The sequence below is a fragment of the Streptococcus parasanguinis genome (assembly GCF_009717775.1).
Taxonomy (GTDB): domain Bacteria; phylum Bacillota; class Bacilli; order Lactobacillales; family Streptococcaceae; genus Streptococcus; species Streptococcus parasanguinis_AG.
In genome coordinates this window covers 64226-86552 of record NZ_WMZF01000007.1, presented here as the reverse complement: position 1 = coordinate 86552, position 22327 = coordinate 64226, and the positions used below count along the sequence as shown (strand labels likewise).

The window sequence follows — 22327 nt, the reverse complement described above, 5'->3', positions numbered from 1 at the left end:
AATAGGGAGTAGGACAGAAGCGACATACTTAGGTGGTTTGATGTAGAAGTAGTTTGTCTGCATGCTAGAGAGTGGGACAGAAATCGGTAATTCGTTAGAATTCGATTTCGTCGTCCCACCTCCGCACAGTTGAGTAGGGCTGTAAAAGCTGGTGAAATCAGCGTAGTAGAGCCCACTCAACCACTGCGTCTTACTCGACAATCCAAAAATAATTGAGAGGCTAGGACTTTTGTCCCAGCTTCTTTTCTTTTCCTTAAATCATCTATAAAACCGCAAAAAAATTGGAACTAGTTTCAGCTGAAATCGCTTGCAATTACTCAGGTAGGTGAGTATAATATAGTTAGAAAGATAAAGAAGGGATTGATACCAATGCCTTATCGAGTTAAAATTTAGGTTACTTCGTTTTAGGCCTGTTTTGCTGATATCTGTTCATGCTCTTATCGTAAAAGAGCAGTCATGTCGTGTGTGTCGGATCGGTTGGACGGTCGGGCAAACCTGCTTAGTTTGTCCGGAGACATAAGAAAACGTGGAAATAGTAGGTAGAAGCTTTTTGTAAAGGTTTTCAAACTTCGATGCGTCCAGTCGAAAACTAATCATTTGGATTTAGGATAGCAAAGAAAACCTCTGGTATTTTACACAAATACTATTAAATGAAATCAACATCATAAACATTGTTTTGTTAGCCAAAAGGTTAATTGCACCAAGTCAGTGAAGCAGACCAGGCCTCTAGTCCCGTAAGACTGGAGGCCATTTTTATAAAATACTCAGGAGGAGGTGAGAGTATGGGATTGTCGTATGCGCAAGAATATAGTTGTCGGGACCATTTTCGGCAAAGAGCTTTTGAGCGCTTTGGCGTAGATGATCAGCACTTGAATAAGTGGATCAACCAACACCTCTCCTCCCTCTCTCCTTATGATAGTAATGTGGTTCAACCCGCCAACACAGAAGCCTATGTAGCCAGTGATGGCGTCATCTTTGTTTGCAATATCAAAAGTCGGGAGTTCATCACTTGCTTTAAGGCGGTTAATTACCAAGAATCTAAGGAAGAAGAGGAAGCCTATACGGACATTCACGAAAACAATGTCGCTTCCTTCAAAAAAGATGTGAACCACCTAGTCAATCGCTACCGACTCAAGGAAGCCAAAGAGCTGTTTGAAAACATTGGGGAGGACTTGGATGATTTTTATCGCCTGTCCCAAGCGGTAAAGAACGGCCAATTGAGCGAGCGAAATAGTAAGCGCCTAGAGGAATTATTAGGCAAGTTTCATGTGATCAAGGCAGCCATGCGGATCATTGAAAATAAACGGGGAGATTACCATCTTTAGGGTCTTTTCCCCCTAAAAATAGGCGCCTAGAAGCCCTCTCATCTGAAATAGATGAGAGGACTTTTTTGCTGTGGAAAGCTTTTTGAAAAAAAGAGAAAAAAATTGTATAATAGAGTGGATATGCAAGTATTTGCAAAGCTGTAATTCGACTTGGGCGACCAAGGACCGTAAGTATTAAAATAATCACACTAAAGGAGACAACAGTGAGTAGTATTAAATTAGTCACTCTTGGCGGTGTTCGAGAAAATGGGAAAAATCTCTACGTTGCCGAAGTGAACGATTCAATTTTTGTCTTGGATGCAGGTTTGAAGTATCCAGAAAATGAGCAACTTGGGGTGGATGTCGTTATCCCCAACATGGATTATCTATTTGAAAACAAGGACCGCATTGCGGGTGTTTTCTTGACCCACGGTCATGCGGATGCCATTGGGGCCTTGCCTTATCTTTTGGCGGAAGCGAAAGTCCCTGTATTCGGGACAGAGTTGACCATTGAGTTAGCTAAACTCTTTGTAAAAAGCAATGACAGTGTGAAGAAATTCAACGACTTCCATGTTATTGATCAAAATTCTGAGATTGATTTTGGTGATGCCGTCGTGTCTTTCTTTCAAACAACCCACTCCATCCCTGAAAGTATCGGGATTGTGATTGGCACTCCTGAGGGCAATATCGTCTATACAGGAGACTTTAAATTTGACCAAACTGCCAGCGAGTCCTACGCGACAGACTTTGCTCGCCTAGCTGAGATTGGACGTGAAGGCGTACTTGCTCTCTTGAGTGACTCGGCCAATGCGGATAGTAACATTCAAGTTGCCAGTGAGCAAGAAGTAGGCGATGCCATCTTAGATACGATCGCAGACTGGGATGGTCGTGTCATCGTAGCAGCGGTAGCCAGCAACCTTTCTCGGATCCAGCAGGTCTTTGATGCTGCGGCTGAGACTGGCCGTCGAGTTGTCTTGACAGGGTTTGATGTGGAAAACATCGTCCGGACAGCTATTCGCTTGAACAAATTGTCTCTTGCCAACGAAAAACTCTTGATCAAGCCAAAAGAAATGAGCCGTTTCGAGGATCATGAATTGATTATTTTGGAAACAGGCCGGATGGGTGAGCCGATCAACGGTTTGCGCAAGATGTCTATTGGCCGTCACCGTTATGTGGAAATCAAAGATGGGGACTTGGTCTACGTCGTCACAACACCATCTATTGCTAAAGAAGCTGTGGTGGCTCGTGTGGAAAACATGATCTACCAAGCAGGTGGCATTGTCAAATTGATCACGTCAAGCTTGCGCGTGTCTGGTCACGGAAACGCACGGGACTTGCAGTTGATGATCAACCTTCTTCGTCCTAAATATCTCTTCCCGATCCAAGGGGAATACCGCGAATTGGATGCCCATGCGCGGGTAGCGATGGAAGTTGGTATCTTGCCTGAAAATATCTTTATTCCAAAACGCGGGACTGTGATGGAGTACGAAAAGGGGGACTTCGTCCCTGCTGGTAGCGTCTCAGCTGGAGATGTCATGATCGATGGAAATGCCATTGGTGATGTGGGCAATATCGTCCTTCGTGACCGTAAGGTCTTGTCAGAAGACGGGATCTTTATCGTGGCGCTCACGGTGAATCGCAAAGAGAAGAAAATTATTTCCAAAGCGCGCGTGCACACCCGTGGTTTTGTCTATGTCAAGAAGAGTCGGGATATTCTTCGTGAAAGTTGCGAATTGGTCAACCAAAGCGTTGAAGACTATTTGGCACAAGACAGCTTTGACTGGGGTGAGTTAAAAGGTTTGGTACGCGACAACTTGTCTAAGTTCTTATTTGAACAAACCAAACGCCGTCCAGCCATCCTACCAGTCGTGATGGAAGTAAAATAATAGAAAAAATGGAAACGCTTGGCAGCCAGAGGCTTGCCGAGTGTTTTTAACAGTAGAAAGAGGAAATCAAATGGCAGTTATGCAGATTGAGTATTATTCAGAAGCCTTGAAGATGGAGTGGGGTGTGTCTGTTCTTTATCCAGATGCGTCGCGCGTGGAAGATCCAGCGGATACGGATATCCCAGTCCTTTATCTCTTACACGGGATGAATGGCAACCACCATTCCTGGTTGAAGCGGACTAATGTGGAACGCATTTTGCGCAATACCAATCTGATCGTGGTCCTCCCCAATACCAATAATGGCTTTTACACAGATACCCAGTATGGCTACAACTACTACACGGCCATTGCAGAGGAATTGCCAGAGACTCTTTCTCGCTTCTTCCCTAATATGACCAAGAAACGGGAGAAGACCTTTATTGCTGGCCTATCCATGGGCGGCTATGGATCGATGCTCTTGGCTCTCAAGACAAATCGTTTCTCCCATGCGGCTAGTTTTTCCGGTGCTCTGAGTTTCCACGATCGGGACTTTGAAAACAATGACTTGGAACAACCAGCTTTTTGGAAGGGGATCTTTGGAGAGATTGAGGATTGGACGACCAGTCCCTATTCGCTAGAGACTGCTGCCAAGAAGTTTTCAGATAAGAAGACCAAACTCTGGATCTGGTGTGGGGAGCAGGATTTCCTTTATGAGGCCAATAATTTTGAAGTCAAGGAACTAGAAAAGTTAGGTTTGGATGTCACCTATACCCACAGCCCGGGCAAGCATGAATGGTTCTACTGGGAACGTGAGTTGGAGCACTTTTTACAAACCCTACCAATCGACTTTGAATTAGAAGAACGTTTAAAATAAGATACAAAGGGCGTAGCGGATACAGTCAAAATAGGGAATTCGACGCAGAATCCGAGAGATTCTAGGAGGATTCATCTTTTTGACACAATCCGCAGCCCGTGTTCGTTTAATAAGATACAAATAGATTAGATATCAGTCAGAGCATTTGTTCTGGCTTTTTTCCTATACATAGGAAGAAAGGCTAGAAAGGTCACTTATTCATTTCAGTCCTGCTTTCTTTGTGGTATAATAGGAACGATTGAAAAATGAGCTAGAAATAGCGAACAAGATAAGAGGAGAGAAATATGGCAAAAGATATTCGTGTGCGTTATGCACCAAGTCCAACCGGACTACTACACATCGGAAATGCTCGTACAGCATTGTTTAACTACTTGTATGCGCGCCACCATGGTGGAACCTTTATCATCCGTATCGAGGATACTGACCGCAAACGTCACGTCGAAGACGGCGAACGTTCACAGCTTGAAAACCTTCGTTGGTTGGGCATGGACTGGGATGAAAGTCCTGAGACGCATGAAAACTATCGCCAGTCTGAACGCTTGGAACTCTATCAAAAATACATTGACCAACTCTTGGCGGAAGGAAAAGCTTACAAATCTTACGTCACTGAAGAAGAGTTGGCAGCTGAACGTGAACGCCAAGAAGCAGCAGGTGAAACACCTCGCTATATCAATGAATACCTTGGCATGAGCGAAGAAGAAAAAGCAGCTTATATCGCAGAACGTGAAGCAGCAGGTGTGATTCCAACGGTTCGTTTGGCAGTCAATGAGTCAGGTATCTACAAATGGCATGACATGGTCAAAGGCGATATCGAGTTTGAAGGTGGCAATATCGGTGGTGACTGGGTCATCCAAAAGAAAGATGGCTATCCAACTTATAACTTTGCCGTTGTGATCGATGACCACGATATGCAAATCTCTCACGTTATCCGTGGAGATGACCACATCGCCAACACTCCAAAACAACTCATGGTTTATGAGGCTCTTGGATGGGAAGCTCCAGAGTTCGGTCACATGACCTTGATCATCAACTCTGAAACTGGTAAGAAGTTGTCTAAACGGGACACCAACACTCTTCAATTTATCGAAGATTACCGGAAGAAAGGTTACCTTCCAGAAGCAGTCTTTAACTTTATCGCTCTTCTTGGTTGGAACCCTGGTGGGGAAGACGAAATCTTCTCTCGCGAAGAACTCATCAAGCTCTTTGATGAAAATCGCCTCAGCAAGTCTCCAGCAGCTTTCGACCAAAAGAAAATGGACTGGATGAGCAATGAGTATATCAAGAATGCGGATCTTGAGACTATCTTTGAAATGGCCAAACCATTCCTTGAAGAAGCAGGACGTTTGACAGACAAGGCTGAGAAATTGGTGGAACTTTACAAACCACAAATGAAGTCAGTGGATGAAATCGTTCCATTGACAGACCTCTTCTTCTCAGACTTCCCAGATTTGACAGAAGCTGAGAAAGAAGTCATGGCTGGTGAAACCGTTCCGACTGTCCTTGAAGCTTTCAAGGCAAAACTTGAAGCCATGTCAGACGATGAGTTTGTGGCTGAAAATATCTTCCCACAAATCAAAGCGGTTCAAAAAGAAACTGGTATCAAAGGAAAGAATCTCTTTATGCCAATCCGTATTGCCGTTTCAGGTGAGATGCATGGTCCTGAATTGCCAGATACCATCTACTTGCTTGGACGCGAGAAATCCATCCAACACATTGAAAGTATGTTGGAAAAAATCAGATAATTATCAGAAAATCCCCTATTAAATGGGGCTTTTTGTTTTACTTCTAAAGTCAAAGTATTATAGGATTTTTTCAAAAAATTGCCCCGACTTGACAAATCGATCCTACTGAAAACGATTTTATCACTATCTAAAACAAAAATTATAAAAAAATAGCAATAATTAAGAATAATTACTTTCAAAAATCGACAGATTAGTCTATAATGTTAGGGAAATAAAAAATGTAATAAGGAGACAGAAATGTTTTTTAAGCGTTCGAACGGTGAATTCCGTGAAACGGATCGTGTGACTCGTTTTAAATTGATCAAGTCGGGTAAGAACTGGTTGCGTGCAGCAACTTCTAACTTTGGTCTTTTGAAAGTCATCCGCGGTCAGGTCGAAGAAACTGTAGTAGCTGAAGTTCGTGAAGATGAAGTATCAGCAACAGAAATGACAAGCCGAGGCTTGCTCAAAGGGATCGTGGCAGCAGGGGCTGTTCTTGGTGCAGCTACAGTAGCGAATACTGCTAAAGCTGATGATAATGGTTCAGACGTTGCAACAGCATCTGAGCTTTCAAGCCAAGCTCTTGTAGAACGAGGAAGTACTGTACTTGGTACAACTTCAACAACTGAATCTCAATCTGAATCAACTACAGAATCAACAACTGAGTCAACTACAGAATCAGCTAGCGCTTCTGCATCAGCAAGTGCTTCAACATCTACAAGCGTATCTGTATCTCACTCAGCTTCATTAAGCGAACAAGGTTCAGCAGAACTTTCAGCAGCTCTTAGCGAATCAACTGTAGCAGCTGGATCTGAAGCAACTTCAGAAGCATCGACAACTGTTGCTAAAGCTGATGATAAAGTTGTTTTGGAACAAAACACTTCAGAAGCAGAATTGTTGAACAAGATCGCAAGCGACTACTCAGCAACTGTTTCAACACCAGAAAAGAAAGCAGCAATTGAAGCTGCCATCGCTAAAGTTCAAACAGAATTGACAGCAAGCAACAGCTTGATCAACGCTAATGCTTCAGCTCAATCATACGTAGACCAACGCGAACGTTTGAGCAAGTCAGTAGATGACATGATGGCAACCTTGACTGCAGCAGGATTTACTGGAAACACAACTGTAAACGGTGCTCCAGCAATTTCAGCTCAGTTGGCACCAATCTCAACAAGCACTACTGGTAGTGTAGATACTAACCCAGTTATTACAGATGCGAACGGTGCAACGATTGAAGATGCAGCTTTCAATAAATCTGGTTATGCTTTGGATCCAAACGCTGATCGCTATACATTTGGTGTATGGCAATTCCTTAAAACAAACCATACTACTGGTGCGAAAACAAACTTTGATTATTATGCTACTCTTTCAGTAGACCGTTCTGCCATCACTGGTAGCCTTTCAGCTAACCCAGATGTTTACTTGCGTATTGTGAAGAAATCTGATGGTACAGAAGCTTACACTCGTACTATTCATGCTGGTGAAAGCAATATCTCTCTTCCAAGCTACATCACAAACAATAACTCTGATGTAACCAATACTTTGACTTACACAGGTGCTAATGGAACTGATCCAGGTAACGTAACCTTCTCATTGGTAAATGCTAACCTTGAGTACGAAACACTTCAAATCCGTGATACCAACTACCCAGGTAACGAAAACGAAGACAAGCCAAACGTTCAAACTTCTGTTCCTTATGCTACAGTTGATCAAACAACTCACTATAAAGTCGTTGACAGCAGCAAGTACAAAGAAGGTCAAACATACACACCAACTGGAAGTGAAACAGATCTTGCAAGCTACACACAAACAGGTCTTGCAGGTCAACAATTTACAGCTTCAGGAAACCGTAATATTGAGGGGTACAAACAAGTTCCAGCAACAACAGATACAACTCAAAAAACATCTGGTATCCTTGGTAAGGGTGTCGTTGGTCAAAAACTTGTCGAACTTCAAGGTGGAGCAAACCACTACTACGTGAAACGTATTTCCGAAGTTGTTGATACGGAAGGTTCAACTGTTACAAAATTCTATGCTCTTGACCCATCACAAGTAAGTAACTTCAGCGCAAGTGATGTTGGTACAGAAGATGTATCTAAATACACACTTATTTACACATCATCTGTAAATAAAGCTGGTGATACTTGGAAAGCTACTGAATCAAAAACGACTACTGTAAATAGCAAAAACGGTGATTACCATATTGATGTTGTCGAAACTGCAGGTAGCAATTCCCTAGTAATTACTGGTTGGCAGTCTAATACGGAGAAAGTTTATCTTACGCACGAAGAAACCAAAGTGACTGAAGGATACGCAAAACCATTTACAGGTGCACCAGATGTATCATTAACACCAGCTGGTCAAGGAAATAACAAATGGAACTTGATTGCTGGACGGAATGCTGACATTGTTGCGAAGGACAAAGTAACAGATTCCACTGGTAAAGTTACTTACAAAGAATTGAAAGGTTTCACTTCATTCTCAAATAACTACTCAGTTCCATCTGCAGTTAAACCTTCAACTGATGTGAACTATTACTTTGTTAAGTCAGACGAAAAAGGAAGTGTTTACGTTCACTATAAAGATACTGAAGGAACAACTATTAAAGCTTCAGTAACAGATGAAGATAAACAACCTATCAACAAAGCATATGACACAGTAGTAGATAACCGTCCAGCTACAATTGAGTACAACGGTAAAACTTATGAGTTGGTACCAGCAGGTACATATACTGTTGGTCAAGTCGACTCAGATGGTCACCTTACAACTTCAGATGATGTTAAAGGTTCAGTTGCTAAAGAAGATAAGAATGTAACCTATATCTATAAAGTGAAAGAAACACCAAAAGAAGGTGAAGTTGTTATCACTTATGTAGATACGAAAGGGAACGAAATCCAAAAATCTCGTCAAGATACACCTAAATCACCATATGATACACCATATGATACAACTGAAAAAGGTGAAAAACCAAATATCATCAAGACCACTGATGGTAAGACATATAAAATTGTTCCTAAAGGTGATTACCCAGTAGGAGGTGTTGATGAAAATGGTCATTTGAAATCTTCAGATCCTATTACTGGTAAAGTTGACAAACCAAAATCTACCATTACTTACGTTTATGAGGAAGTTGGAAGTGTCTTCGTTCATTATAAAGATATTAACGGAAATACGATCATGGGATCTGTTATTGATGAGCAAGATCAACCACTTGAGAAGGATTATGATACTGTAGTAGATAATCGCCCTAAAGAAATTAAATTTGAAGGTAAAACTTACGAACTTGTAGAAGCTGGTAATTACCCAGTAGGTCAAGTTGATAGCCAAGGTCACTGGACAGGTGATGATGATACGACTGGTAAAGTGGCTTCAGGTGAGAAGAATGTTACTTATATCTATAAGTTGAAAGACGAATCTCAATCAGATTCAGGTTCAAATTCAGCATCAGAATCAGCTTCACAATCGTTATCAGAAGTTGTATCTAACTCACAGTCTGTATCAGAACAAGCTTCTACATCATTGTCTGAATCAGCTTCCACATCATTGAGCCAATCAGCTGTTGAATCAGCAAGTGTGTCTGCGAGTCAATCATCGTCATTGAGTACGTCAGCGCAAGAATCAGCTTCTGTATCAGCAAGCCAATCAGCGTCATTGAGCACATCAGCTTCAGCATCAGCATCAACTTCAGCAAGTCAATCAGCATCATTGAGCACATCGGCTTCAGCATCAGCATCTACTTCAGCAAGCCAATCAGCATCATTGAGCACATCAGCGTCTGAGTCAGCATCAGTATCAGCAAGTCAATCAGCATCATTGAGCGCATCGGCGTCTGAGTCAGCATCAGTATCAGCTAGTCAATCAGCATCATTGAGCACATCGGCTTCAGCATCAGCATCAGTATCAGCAAGCCAATCGGCATCATTGAGCACATCAGCTTCTGCATCAGAATCAGCTTCGCAATCTGTTTCAGAATCACAATCAGCTTCAACAAGCCAATCAGTTTCTGAATCAACATCAGCGTCTGAGTCTGCATCAGAATCAGCTTCAACATCAACGTCTGAATCTGTCTCAGCATCTGAGTCAGCGTCAGCATCATTGAGCGCATCAGCATCTGAGTCAGCATCAGTATCAGCGAGCCAATCAGCATCATTGAGCACATCGGCTTCAGCATCAGCTTCTGTATCAGCGAGCCAATCAGCATCATTGAGCACATCAGCGTCTGAGTCAGCATCAGTATCAGCAAGTCAATCAGCATCATTGAGCACATCGGCTTCAGCATCAGCATCTACTTCAGCAAGCCAATCAGCATCATTGAGCACATCAGCGTCAGACTCAGCATCAGAATCAGCAAGTCAATCAGCATCATTGAGCACATCGGCTTCAGCATCAGCATCTACTTCAGCAAGCCAATCAGCGTCATTGAGCACATCAGCATCAGTATCAGCATCTGAATCAGCATCTGCATCTGAATCAGTATCAGCGTCATTGAGCGCATCAGCGTCTGAGTCAGCATCAGTATCTGCGAGCCAATCAGCATCATTGAGCACATCGGCTTCAGCATCAGCATCTACTTCAGCAAGCCAATCAGCGTCATTGAGTACATCAGCGTCTGAATCAGCATCAGTATCTGCGAGCCAATCAGCGTCATTGAGTACATCGGCTTCAGCATCAGCTTCTGTATCAGCGAGCCAATCAGCATCATTGAGCACATCAGCATCTGAATCAGCAAGCGTATCTGCAAGTCAATCAGCATCATTGAGCACATCAGCTTCAACATCACTTTCTACATCTGTATCACAATCAGCATCTAACTCTTCATCAAATTCTGAAAGTGAAAAACCTCAAGGTGAAGTTATTATTACTTATATCCGTGAAAATGATGGTAAGGAAATTAAAGTCCAACGTCAAGATACTCCTAAGTCAGACTACAACACGCCTTATGACACTACTGAGAACGATGAACAACCTAAGTACATTGAGTTTGAAGGTAAGAAATACGAACGTGTACCGGCTGGTGATTATCCGGTAGGTAAAGTTGATAGTGAAGGACATCTTGAAACTTCTGATCCAATCAAAGGTAAAGTAGAAAAACCAGTTTCTAAGATTACTTATGTTTATAAAGAGGTTAAAGAAGATCCAACGAAACCTAAAGAAGGTGACGTAATCATCACTTACGTAGACGAAAATGGTAAAGAAATTCAAAAACCTCGTCAAGACACACCAAACTCACCATATGACACACCATATAACACAACTGAGGAAGGTGAAAAACCTAATACTATCAAGACTCCAGACGGTAAGACATACAAGATCGTACCGAAAGGTGACTACCCAGTAGGTAAAGTTGATGGCGATGGACACTTGGAATCATCTGATCCAATTAAAGGCAAAGTTGATAAACCACGTTCAATCATCACTTACGTTTACAAAGAAGTGAAAGAAGATCCAACGAAACCTAAGGGTAGCGTATACGTACACTACAAAGATACTGAAGGTAACACCATTAAAGAATCAGTAACAGATGAGTTAGAACAACCAGTAGGTAAAGACTACAACACTGTTGAAGACAACCGTCCACAATACATTAGATTCGAAGGTAAAACTTACGAAATCGTACCAGTCGGAAACTACACAGTTGGTAAAGTAGATACTCAAGGTCACCTTGAATCAACAGACCCAACAACTGGTAAAGTGGTTGAAGGACGTAAAGACGTTACTTACATCTACAAACTTGTCGAAGAACCTGTACAACCTAAGGGTAATGTATACGTTCACTATGTAGATGAAAATGGTAACACGATCAAGACTTCAGTAGTGGATGAAAAAGACCAACCAGTAGGTAAAGACTACGATACAGTTGTGGATAACCGTCCTAAGACAATCACAACTGCAGATGGTAAAGTCTATGAATTGGTACCACAAGGTAACTACCCAGTAGGTAACGTTGACGGTGAAGGTCACTTGACAACAACTGACCCAACAACTGGTAAAGTTATCGAAGGTGATAAGAACGTTACTTATGTTTACAAACTTGTGAAGACTCCAAACGTTCCAACACCAAATACTCCAGTGCCACCAACTCCAACACCAAATACTCCGGTAGATCCAACACCTAATAAACCAATGGATCCAACACCAAACACACCGGTAGATCCAACACCTAATACACCAGTGAACCCAGTTCCTGAGCAATCATCTAAACCAGCTCCAGCTCTTGAACAACTTCCAAATACTGGTGAAACAGGATCTGTAGCTTCAGCTCTTCTTGGAGCAGTTGCAGGTGTTGCAGGGGTTGCAGCACTTGGAAGCCGCAAAAAGGAAGATGAAAAATAATCTTCTATCCTAATTTGATTCGGTCATTTCAGGTATGTGGGAAATGAAAAAGGATCCAAAAAGAGAACCTCCGGGTTCTCTTTTTGTATGCTGTTATTTGTGTTAAAAACTAGTCTTAATTAGTTACTTTTGGGGAAAATTAGTGTATAATAACTCGATATCTAAAATTTAAGGAGCAGGCATGTTTTTTAAACGTTCGAAAGGGGAGTTTCGCGAAACGGAGCGGATCACACGTTTTAAATTGATCAAATCGGGAAAAACTTGGGTGCGGGCGTCCATCTCGCAGCTAGGGCTTTTTCGTGTCTCTCGTACTGATGCGACTGATGAAATCGTGAGACCTTTCGAAACATCTGCTGATCTAGTTCCAGCTCCGATTTCTAAAGGGATTCTTGTGTTGGGTGCTCTTGCTGGGGCAACTACAATTGCTGATCCAGTTTTTGCTGAGGAAAATGAGATGAATGCGGCTCTGGAATCTGAGATCAGTCCAGCGACAGGAGTGGTTGGGCAAGATAGTTTTGTCTTGGGGACGACGTCTATCGCAGATTCTGCGTCAGCTAGTCAATCCATGAGTGAATCTATCTCATTTTCAGAGTCAGCTAGTGAAAGCGACTCTCTGTCTCAATCGGTATCTTTGAGTGAATCTCATGTTGTCAGTGTTTCAGCGAGTTCGTCCACTTCAGAAACGGCAAGCCATAGTCTCTCAGAAGATAATTCTATCCACAGGGCTACTTCAGAAACGAGTGAGAAAGAAGCAGTGGCTCAGACAACTCACTCGGAGGAGCAGGTGAAGCGTCTGCAGGTCTTGGCCTTGGATTTATATACCTATCGGGCACAGGCTCTGGAAATCCCTGGGACAGAATCTGCTATTGAAAATGGAGATCTGGCTTTAGAAGCTATTCGTACAGGCTTATCCAATCCGGCAATCCAAATGGATGCCGTGGAAAGCCAGGCTAAGAGTGCACGCAATCGCTTGGTCAATGCGGTGCTCCGTGCGACATCTGGTCAACGGGATCCGCGGACAGGACGTGCATTAGATGCAGAGAATAGTTTTCGTGCGCCATTTTTCATGAGTGCTCCTGCAAATAATCATGTAATTACGGCCTATAATTCAGATCCTGTTAAGCTGCAGTACATTGTAAGAGAGCGAAATGGTGGGATTATCCTGACCTATATGGGCTATGCTCCTAACAGCGAGCGGGTTGAAGGTGTATTGGTTCCTAATGCTACCTTGAAATCTCCGTTTGCACCGATGTTGATTGAAGGGAAAGTTGGAGACAAAGAGGTCGTAGAGCCTGGTAAAACATATACGATCACGGTTAGATTTACCAATTCAAACAATCAGTTTATTGATCGCTCTTTCCGAATTAAAGTGTTACCTCAAAATGACGGTATCCGTAACCCAATTAGGCCTGTGACGACAGAGATCTATGTCAATGATACTAGCAATGTAGCAGAGGTTGAAAAAGATAGGATCTGGGAGGCGTTTAAGGCCTCTAATCCCAAAATTGTAAGCTCGAAGGACTTTAAGGATTATTCTGTCTCCGCATCAGGTGTGGTAACCATTACTTATAAAGATAATACTTCAAATGATGTAACTGTTCCTGTCAAGCGTCTCCCAACGCCGACGGTGACGACGAGACTATTGGAGAAAGCAAATACCCAGACACCTGTAACAGTTACAGGTGCCAAGCCTGGGGCCACGGTCGTTTTGTATAACAACGACGAGGAAATTGGAACGGCTGTAGCTGATGCTTCTGGTCAGGCGGTTGTGGTCCCTACAGTGCCTTTGCAGTCGGGTGGAGTGAATGCAAAAACTCGAATCTTCTACGGTGACCATGCGGTTTATTCGGATGCAAGTAACTTGGTAGCAGTGACGATGGACTCAACAGAATATAGTCAATCTGTCTCGAATTCAGAATCGATGTCGACAAGTCAATTTGAATCACTTAGTGCATCAGAAGCAACTTCAAAGAGTGTTCTTGTATCAGTTTCTACATCCGAACTTGTATCTGTATCAACGTCTGAGTCGGTATCGGTGTTCGAATCAGAATCAGTCTCCGCGTCAGAATCGGTTTCAACGTCAGAGTCAGTTTCAAGTTCTGAATCGGTTTCAACATCTGAGTCAGTTTCAAGTTCTGAATCAGTGTCAGCCTCTGAGTCAGTTTCGACGTCAGAGTCCGTTTCTGTATCTGAATCAGAGTCAACATCAGAATCAGAGTCAACATCAGAATCAGTCTCCGCGTCAGAATCGGTTTCAACGTCAGAGTCAGTTTCTGTATCTGAATCAGTTTCTGTATCTGAATCAGTGTCTACGTCTGAATCGGAATCGACATCAGAATCAGTTTCTGCATCTGAGTCAGCGTCAGCCTATGAGTCGGTATCAACGTCCGAATCAACATCAGAATCAGTCTCAGTTTCAGCGTCAGTCTCCGAATCGGCATCAACATCAGAATCAGTATCGGCGTCTGAGTCAGTATCAACATCCGAATCTGCATCTGCGTCCGAATCAGTATCAGCATCCGAATCGGTTTCAACCTCAGAATCAGTTTCTACATCTGAATCGGTTTCAAGCTCAGAATCAGTCTCGACTTCAGAATCAGTATCAGCATTCGAGTCAGCATCAACGTCTGAATCAGTTTCTTCGTCTGAGTCGGCATCGACGTCTGAGTCAGCGTCAACCTCAGAATCGGTGTCTACGTCCGAGTCGGCATCAACATCTGAATTAGTATCTACGTCTGAGTCAGTATCTACGTCCGAATCAGCTTCTGCATCCGAGTCAGCGTCAACTTCTGAATCATTCTCAACCTCCGAGTCAATCTCAGTGTCTGAATCAGTATCTATTTCTGAATCGGCATCAATATCCGAATCAGTCTCGACTTCAGAGTCAGTATCAACATCCGAGTCAGCATCTGCTTCTGAATCGGTCTCAGCGTCTGAATCGGTGTCAACCTCCGAATCAGTTTCGACTTCCGAATCATTGTCAACATCCGAATCGGTTTCTACCTCCGAATCATTGTCAACATCCGAATCGGTTTCTACCTCTGAGTCAGTTTCAGCCTCAGAATCAGTTTCAACATCAGAATCGGTTTCAACATCCGAATCGGTTTCAACATCAGAATCGGTTTCAACATCAGAATCAGTCTCGACTTCAGAATCAGTATCAGCATCCGAGTCAGCATCAACGTCAGAATCAGTTTCTTCGTCTGAGTCAGCGTCTACGTCCGAATCAGCCTCTACGTCCGAATCAGTCTCGACGTCTGAGTCGGTATCTACATCTGAATCGGTTTCTGTATCTGAATCAGTTTCTGTATCTGAATCAGTTTCTGTATCTGAATCAGTTTCTACTTCAGAATCAGCCTCAGCCTCTGAGTCGGCATCAACATCCGAGTCAGTCTCAGCGTCAGAATCAGTATCAACGTCTGAATCAGTGTCGACATCCGAGTCATTGTCCGCGTCCGAGTCAGTCTCAACGTCTGAGTCGGCATCGACGTCTGAGTCTGCATCTACATCCGAATTAGTATCGACCTCTGAGTCAGTCTCAGCGTCAGAATCAGTGTCAACGTCAGAATCAGTTTCTGTATCTGAGTCGGTTTCAGCCTCTGAGTCAGCGTTAACTTCTGAATCGGCATCGACATCAGAATCGGCATCAACATCGGAGTCAGTCTCAGCGTCAGAATCAGTGTCAACGTCAGAATCAGTTTCTGTATCTGAGTCGGTTTCAGCCTCTGAGTCAGCGTTAACATCCGAATCGGTTTCAGTCTCAGAATCCGTTTCGACGTCTGAGTCAGTCTCAACGTCTGAGTTAGTCTCAACCTCTGAATCGGCATCAACATTCGAGTCAGCGTCTGCTTCTGAATCAGCATCAACGTCTGAATTAGTGTCAACATCTGAATCAGTTTCAGCCTCTGAATCGATCTCAACGTCTGAATCAGTTTCTGTATCCGAGTCAGCATCTACGTCTGAGTCATTATCAACGTCAGAATCAGTCTCAACCTCTGAATCAGTCTCAATGTTCGAATCGATTTCTGTATCTGAATCAGTTTCAGCGTCCTTGTCAGCGTCTACGTCTGAATCAATCTCGACATCCGAATCAATGTCAGCATCGTTGAGCAGTTCAGTATCAGAAAGCCAGTCAGTCTCTACTTCGCTTTCGGTTTCGACATCAGTATCTGCATCAGAGTCAGCATCATTGAGTACCTCTGCACCTGAATCAACTTCAACATCAGTAAGTACTTCAGTTTCAGTGAGTCAATTACAATCAGGATCAACATCTGGTAGCGGTTCATACTCTAACTCAATGAGCCAATCAATTTCTCGTTCAGAGTCATTGTCTGTATCAGAAACAGCAAGTGGTTCACAAAAACACAGCCAATCTGTGGCGCTTCCGAATACTGGCGAAACAGGATCTGTAACATCAGCTCTTCTTGGGGTAGTTACAGGGTTAGCTGGAATTGCTGGACTTACCCGACGTAAAAAGAAGGGGAACTGATCTAGTAGGAAATATCATTTTTTTCGAGTGAATCTCATAGGAGATTCACTTTTTTTCTAGTAGAATGATGTGTTTTTAATGTGTTACAAAAAAATTTGAAAATTAAACAATAATATAGAAGTTTTTTGTAGCAAATTACTTGAATCTACGTAGTATTGCTGTATAATGAATAATGACTACAATGTAAGGGGAATATCATGCAATTTAAGCGTTCAAAAGGAAACTTTCGTGAAACAGATCGTGTCGTACGCTTCAAATTAATTAAATCAGGAAAAAATTGGCTTCGGGCATCAACAGCTGCTCTAGGCCTCTTTCGCGTGGTGCGTGGGCAAGTGGAGGAGACCATCATTGCCAACGTACAGCAAGATCAAATAGAAAGTCAAAAGAATAACCAAGCCTTCTTAAAAGGTTTGATTACGGTAGGGACTGTTTTTGGTGGTGCTGTGCTTGCTACGACTGCTAAGGCGGAGGATGCAACATCACTTGCACCAACGGTTTCTGAGACAAAAGAGGAAACCTTGGCAGAAGTGGATAGTGTGGTCTTAGCAAAAACTTCAAGCCAGCCTTCAGAATCCATCTCTGTTTCAGAATCGACTAGTTTTTCTACATCTGTGAGTGCATCTGCTTCGATCAGTGAATCTACGTCTTTGTCCTTGAGCGAAGTTGGATCAACTGCATTATCAACGGCACTTAGTGAGTCTGCTCAAGCTCTAGAGTCAGAGGTAGTTGTTGAAGAGCCGACTAGTTTAGAAGAAGCTGTTGTTTTGGAACAAAATACTTCTGAAGCTGAATTGCTCAAAGAAATTGCAGGAAACTATGCATCTAAAATGACGGACACTGAGCGTCGAGCAGTGGTCGAAGCGGTCATTAACAAAGTGCAGGCCGAAGTGGCTGCAAGTAATAACTTGATCCATACCAATGCCAGTGCGCAAGCTTATGCTGACCAGCGCGATCGTTTGGAGAAAGCTGTCGATGAGATGATGACGACCTTGACAGCTGCAGGTTTTGTGGGAAATACAAATGTAGATGGGAAACCTGCGATCTCTGCTCAGTTGGCTCCCATTGCTGAGGAAACATACTTGGCTGATGATGTATTGGATATGACCCCGAACCCAGAAGATCCCAATGGTGCGAGTGTAGAAGATCCTACACTTGACACACCAGGATATGCTAAGGATCCTCATCTAGATAAAGATCTCTTAAGGTTTTCGCCTGAAGAGTTGAAAAATTTTTTAGGTGAGCCCTACACCAATCGTTATACATTTGGTATTTGGGACTTTGTGAATAAACAAGGAGAGTCACTTGGTTACTATGCGACCATGTCGATTGATATCAGTGAGATAGACCCGGAAAAGCATAAGGCAATGGATGTTTATTTCCGCATTGTTCGGAAATCAGATGGGGCTGAAATTTTTTCACAAACTGTATCTCCAGAAGGATATGGCCAAGATATTCAATTACCAAAAGAAGTACTAATTGGTCAGGCTCCCCTTGGGAACAAGGTTTTTAATTCGGAACCTTCTACAGGTAATGGGACCTTTGGAATGCTAACGAATTTTATTCCGGAACAGGCTTTCTTATTCCGGAGTATTTATGATGTCATGACGCCTGAGAATCAAGGGCAATTGATTAGGACGTATCCTAGTATCAAAATTCCATCTATGATGGGACAACAATCGACCTTCTATAGAGAAGTGGACCCGAATGGTAGATGGTTTAATGGGCAATATGAACCAACGGGGAAAGAAAGATCCTTACTAGAGTATAGAATCTACGGATTGGAAGGCCAGCATTATACAGCTTCCAATCCACGCGAATTTCCTGGTTATGTACAGGTCCCAGCGCACACCGTGTTCCCGAATCGTAAAAGTGGGGTGTTCGATAATAGTAAGAATGGGAAATCAAGAATTGAACTATTAGGGGATGCGCGTGAGCATTTCATTAAAAGTGAAGTTGTCACCCTTAATCAAAATGGTGATTATTCTCTTCGCTACTATGTTTTAGATCCTTCTAAAATCCATGATGTTAGTAGTAGTGATGTAGGAAATGCTAAGGTAACCGATGTATATACACTTGTTTATGAAAAAGAATTTAAACAAGATAGTACGGATAACCTTTCAGATTTAGGTGGAACTCGTAAAGTTGAAAGTAAAAACAAGGATTATTTCCTGAATGTTACACCAAAACGAATAGATTACCAACATTTTGAGTTGGATATTACAGGTTGGTTCTCTAGTAAGGAGACAGTTGCATACACTGATGAGAAAACAGGAATAGAATATACTGTTCCAAAACCATTCACGGAACTTCCAAAATCGGCCTACCTCGATAAAAATACGACCATGGTCGTTGGAGAAGATGCAACACCTCAAGGAGCAGATGGTTTTTCCAACTTCAAACAAACGATCAAAAAAATAGTAGATTCATACCCCTTAACGAGTGTGAATTATTACTATCGGAAGATGACACCGTCAGAATCTGCTTCACAATCTCAAAACTTCTCGATTTCAACTTCAGAGTCACTAGTTTCAGAATCCATTTCATCTTCTCAATCTGTTTCGGTCAGTGAGTCCGTTTCCTTGTCACAAGCATCTAGCTCCGCCAGTCAATCAGATTCACAGGTTTCAACCTCGATTTCCTTGTCACAATCTGTATCGACAAGCGAATCCAACTCGTTGATCCAGGAATCGATTTCAGCAAGTCAGTCAGAGTCGTTGATTCAAGAGTCCGTTTCAGCGAGTCAATCAGATTCCTTGATTAAAGAATCCGTATCAGCAAGCCAGTCAGATTCATTGGTTCAAGCGTCCGTTTCAGCCAGCCAATCAGACTCGTTGGTTCAGGAATCTGTATCGGCAAGTCAATCAGAATCCTTGGTTCAGGAATCCGTATCAGCAAGCCAGTCAGAGTCACTGGTTCAAGCCTCTGTTTCAGCAAGTCAATCAGAGTCACTGGTTAAAGAATCAGTTTCTGCAAGTCAGTCAGAATCCTTGGTTCGAGAGTCAGTTTCAGCTAGTCAGTCCGATTCGCTTGTTAAAGAATCCGTGTCAGCAAGCCAGTCAGATTCATTGGTTCAAGCATCCGTTTCTGCAAGCCAATCAGAGTCACTGGTTCAAGCATCCGTTTCTGCCAGTCAGTCCGATTCGCTTGTTAAAGAATCTGTATCTGCCAGTCAGTCAGACTCGCTTGTTAAAGCATCCGTTTCTGCTAGTCAATCAGACTCACAATCAAAAGCAGCATCAGCATCTAAAAGCGAGTCTGAAAAAGCTTCTAAATCTGCTTCGTTGAGTCAGTCGGTATCCGTATCTAATTTAGCATCTAGATCAATTTCTGTGTCTCAATCGCAGTCGACATCAGCGGTTGGATCGGAGGAAGTGGTTTCTCAACTGATTTCCTTGTCACAATCTATTTCGATGAGCAAAAAGCTGTCAGAATCCGTTTCGTTGAGTCAGTCAGATTGCTTGCTTCAGGAATCCGTATCTGCTAGCCAATCAGAGTCGTTGGTTCAGGAATCTGTATCGGCCAGTCAGTCCGAGTCGTTGGTTCAGGAATCCGTATCAGCCAGTCAATCAGATTCGCTAGTTCAATCGTCAGTTTCTGCGAGCCAATCTAAATCGTTATTACAAGAATCCGTATCAGCAAGTCAGTCAGAATCCTTAATTCAGGCATCAGTTTCTGCCAGTCAATCAGAATCCTTGGTTCAAGCCTCAGTTTCGGCCAGCCAATCAGACTCATTGATTCAAGAATCAGTTTCTGCAAGTGAGTCAGACTCGTTAGTACAGGCCTCAGTTTCAGCAAGCCAGTCTGAATCGTTGATTCAAGCCTCAGTTTCGGCCAGCCAGTCTGATTCGTTGGTTCAAGCCTCCGTTTCAGCGAGTCAGTCAGAGTCGTTGGTTAAAGCATCTGTATCAGCGAGTCAATTAGAGTCGTCATTTAAAGAATCCGTATCTGCCAGTCAATCAGACTCGCTGGTCCAAGAGTCGGTATCCTTATCTAATTTAGCATCTAGATCAATTTCTGTGTCTCAATCGCAGTCGACATCAGCGGATGGATCGGAGGAAGTGGTTTCTCAACTAATTTCCTTGTCACAATCTATTTCGATGAGCAAAAAGCTGTCAGAATCCGTTTCGCTGAGTCAGTCAGAGTCCTTGCTTCAGGAATCCGTATCGGCCAGCCAGTCAGACTCATTGGTACAAGCCTTAGTTTCAGCGAGTCAATCAGACTCGTTGCTTCAGGAATCTGTATCGGCCAGCCAATCAGAGTCGTTGGTTCAAGAGTCCATATCTGCCAGTCAGTCAGATTCCTTGATTAAAGAATCTGTATCAGCGAGTCAGTCAGAGTCGTTGCTTCAGGAATCCGTATCGGCTAGCCAATCAGACTCGTTAGTACAAGAATCCGTATCTGCCAGCCAATCCGATTCGCTGGTTCAAGAGTCAGTTTCGGCAAGTGAATCGAATTCATTGGCTCAAGAATCGATCTCAGCAAGCCAATCAGATTCGTTAGTTCAAGCATCAGTTTCCGCAAGTCAGTCCGAGTCATTGGTTCAGGAATCAGTATCTGTCAGTCAGTCAGACTCGCTGATTCAAGCATCAGTTTCCGCGAGTCAATCCGAGTCTTTGGTTCAAGCGTCCGTTTCTACTAGTCAGTCCGACTCGTTGATTCAGGACTCCGTTTCAGCGAGTCAATCCGATTCGCTAGTCCAAGAGTCGATCTCAACTAGTCGATCCGAATCTTTGACCCAAGCATCCGTTTCAGCAAGTCAATCCGAGTCGTTGGTCCAAGAGTCAGTTTCCGCGAGTCAGTCAGAATCCTTGGTTCAGGCCCCGGTCTCAGCTAGCCAATCATACTCGCTGATTCAAGCATCCGTTTCAGCAAGTCAATCTGAATCCTTGGTTCAAGAATCAGTTTCTTCAAGTCAATCTGACTCCTTGGCCCAAGCATCCGTTTCGGCAAGTGAATCAAATTCGTTGGCCCAAGCATCCGTTTCGGCCAGTCAATCCGACTCCTTAGTACAAGCGTCGGTTTCAGCTAGCCAATCAGACTCGCTGGTACAAGAATCAGTCTCAGCAAGTCAATCAGATTCATTAGTTCAAGCTTCTGCTTCGACAAGCGAATCGGCTTCAACTTCTCATGTCGTAGCTGCATCGCAGGTTTCAGAGTCTGGATCGTTCTCTCGATCCGTTTCTGAGAGTCTATCTGCTTCACAATGGACATCCCATTTAGAATCTCTAGCATCAACATCTGTTTCAAAATCAGACTCCTATAGCCAATCAACTTCGCTCCTTTCAGCAAGCGAATCGGCTTCAACGTCCATGCCAGTATCTGAATTTCCTTTGACGAGTGTTTCAGATTCTATAAGCGCATCATCAACAGAGAGTCAATCCTTATCGCAGGAAATTTCTGAATGGATCAGTGTGTCTTATGCGTCAAGTTTCTCTGCTGTGACAAGTTCTTCGGAGTCTGTCGTGTCTTCGTTAGACACCTCTTACTCAGAATCTCCATCAGATGCAAGCTCGCTAAGTGCGACACGTTCTTCAGGACCTGCTCTTCCAGAGACAGGTGCCCATCCTTCATCTAATATTCTTGCTACAGGAGCTTCCATTCTTCTGTCTGGATTAGCCCTTTTAGGAATTCGGAAAAAAGATGGCAAATAAAACCTTAAAAGACCGGAATGAACCGGTCTTTTATTGATCTAGAATGTCTAAGAAGTTGGGAAATATGTTATAATGAATGAGGAAGTTTTC

7 protein-coding genes are annotated in these 22327 nt (G+C 43.1%); all 7 read left to right on the top strand.

The window, feature by feature from the left end; all coding sequences use genetic code 11:
• Positions 1-782: 782 nt before the first annotated feature.
• The 7 genes from GMC92_RS08370 (at position 783) to GMC92_RS08340 (ending at position 22237) form a co-directional block, all read left to right on the top strand.
• On the top strand, positions 783-1325 hold the full coding sequence (locus GMC92_RS08370) for a hypothetical protein (RefSeq protein WP_049473337.1): 543 nt from the start codon (positions 783-785) through the stop codon (positions 1323-1325).
• A gap of 203 nt (positions 1326-1528) precedes the next feature.
• Entirely contained in the window at positions 1529-3190 is a 1662-nt protein-coding gene (locus GMC92_RS08365) for a ribonuclease J (protein ID WP_003008950.1), read from the top strand.
• 70 nt (positions 3191-3260) lie between these two features.
• Complete coding sequence (locus GMC92_RS08360) at positions 3261-4043, top strand: alpha/beta hydrolase (protein ID WP_070586761.1); 783 nt, start codon at positions 3261-3263, stop codon at positions 4041-4043.
• Between the two features lie 284 nt (positions 4044-4327).
• Positions 4328-5785: a glutamate--tRNA ligase gene (gene gltX / locus GMC92_RS08355; protein WP_155200152.1), complete on the top strand. Its 1458-nt coding sequence runs from the start codon at positions 4328-4330 to the stop codon at positions 5783-5785.
• Between the two features lie 237 nt (positions 5786-6022).
• The gene (locus tag GMC92_RS08350; RefSeq protein ID WP_155200151.1) at positions 6023-12097 is read left to right on the top strand and encodes an accessory Sec-dependent serine-rich glycoprotein adhesin; all 6075 of its coding nucleotides are present in this window, start codon (positions 6023-6025) and stop codon (positions 12095-12097) included.
• 181 nt (positions 12098-12278) lie between these two features.
• Positions 12279-16586 (top strand): KxYKxGKxW signal peptide domain-containing protein, encoded by a 4308-nt coding sequence (locus GMC92_RS10900; RefSeq protein ID WP_155200150.1) that lies wholly within the window; start codon positions 12279-12281, stop codon positions 16584-16586.
• A 197-nt stretch (positions 16587-16783) separates the two neighbouring features.
• On the top strand, positions 16784-22237 hold the full coding sequence (locus tag GMC92_RS08340; RefSeq protein ID WP_155200206.1) for an accessory Sec-dependent serine-rich glycoprotein adhesin: 5454 nt from the start codon (positions 16784-16786) through the stop codon (positions 22235-22237).
• The last annotated feature ends 90 nt before the right edge of the window (positions 22238-22327 follow it).

What these genes read in the sequence shown, in the direction of transcription:
- GMC92_RS08340 (WP_155200206.1), top strand. Translation starts at nt 16,784, where the DNA reads ATGCAATTTAAGCGTTCAAAAGGAAACTTTCGTGAAACAGATCGTGTC.
- GMC92_RS08360 (WP_070586761.1), top strand. Translation starts at nt 3,261, where the DNA reads ATGGCAGTTATGCAGATTGAGTATTATTCAGAAGCCTTGAAGATGGAG.
- gltX (WP_155200152.1), top strand. Translation starts at nt 4,328, where the DNA reads ATGGCAAAAGATATTCGTGTGCGTTATGCACCAAGTCCAACCGGACTA.
- GMC92_RS08370 (WP_049473337.1), top strand. Translation starts at nt 783, where the DNA reads ATGGGATTGTCGTATGCGCAAGAATATAGTTGTCGGGACCATTTTCGG.
- GMC92_RS10900 (WP_155200150.1), top strand. Translation starts at nt 12,279, where the DNA reads ATGTTTTTTAAACGTTCGAAAGGGGAGTTTCGCGAAACGGAGCGGATC.
- GMC92_RS08350 (WP_155200151.1), top strand. Translation starts at nt 6,023, where the DNA reads ATGTTTTTTAAGCGTTCGAACGGTGAATTCCGTGAAACGGATCGTGTG.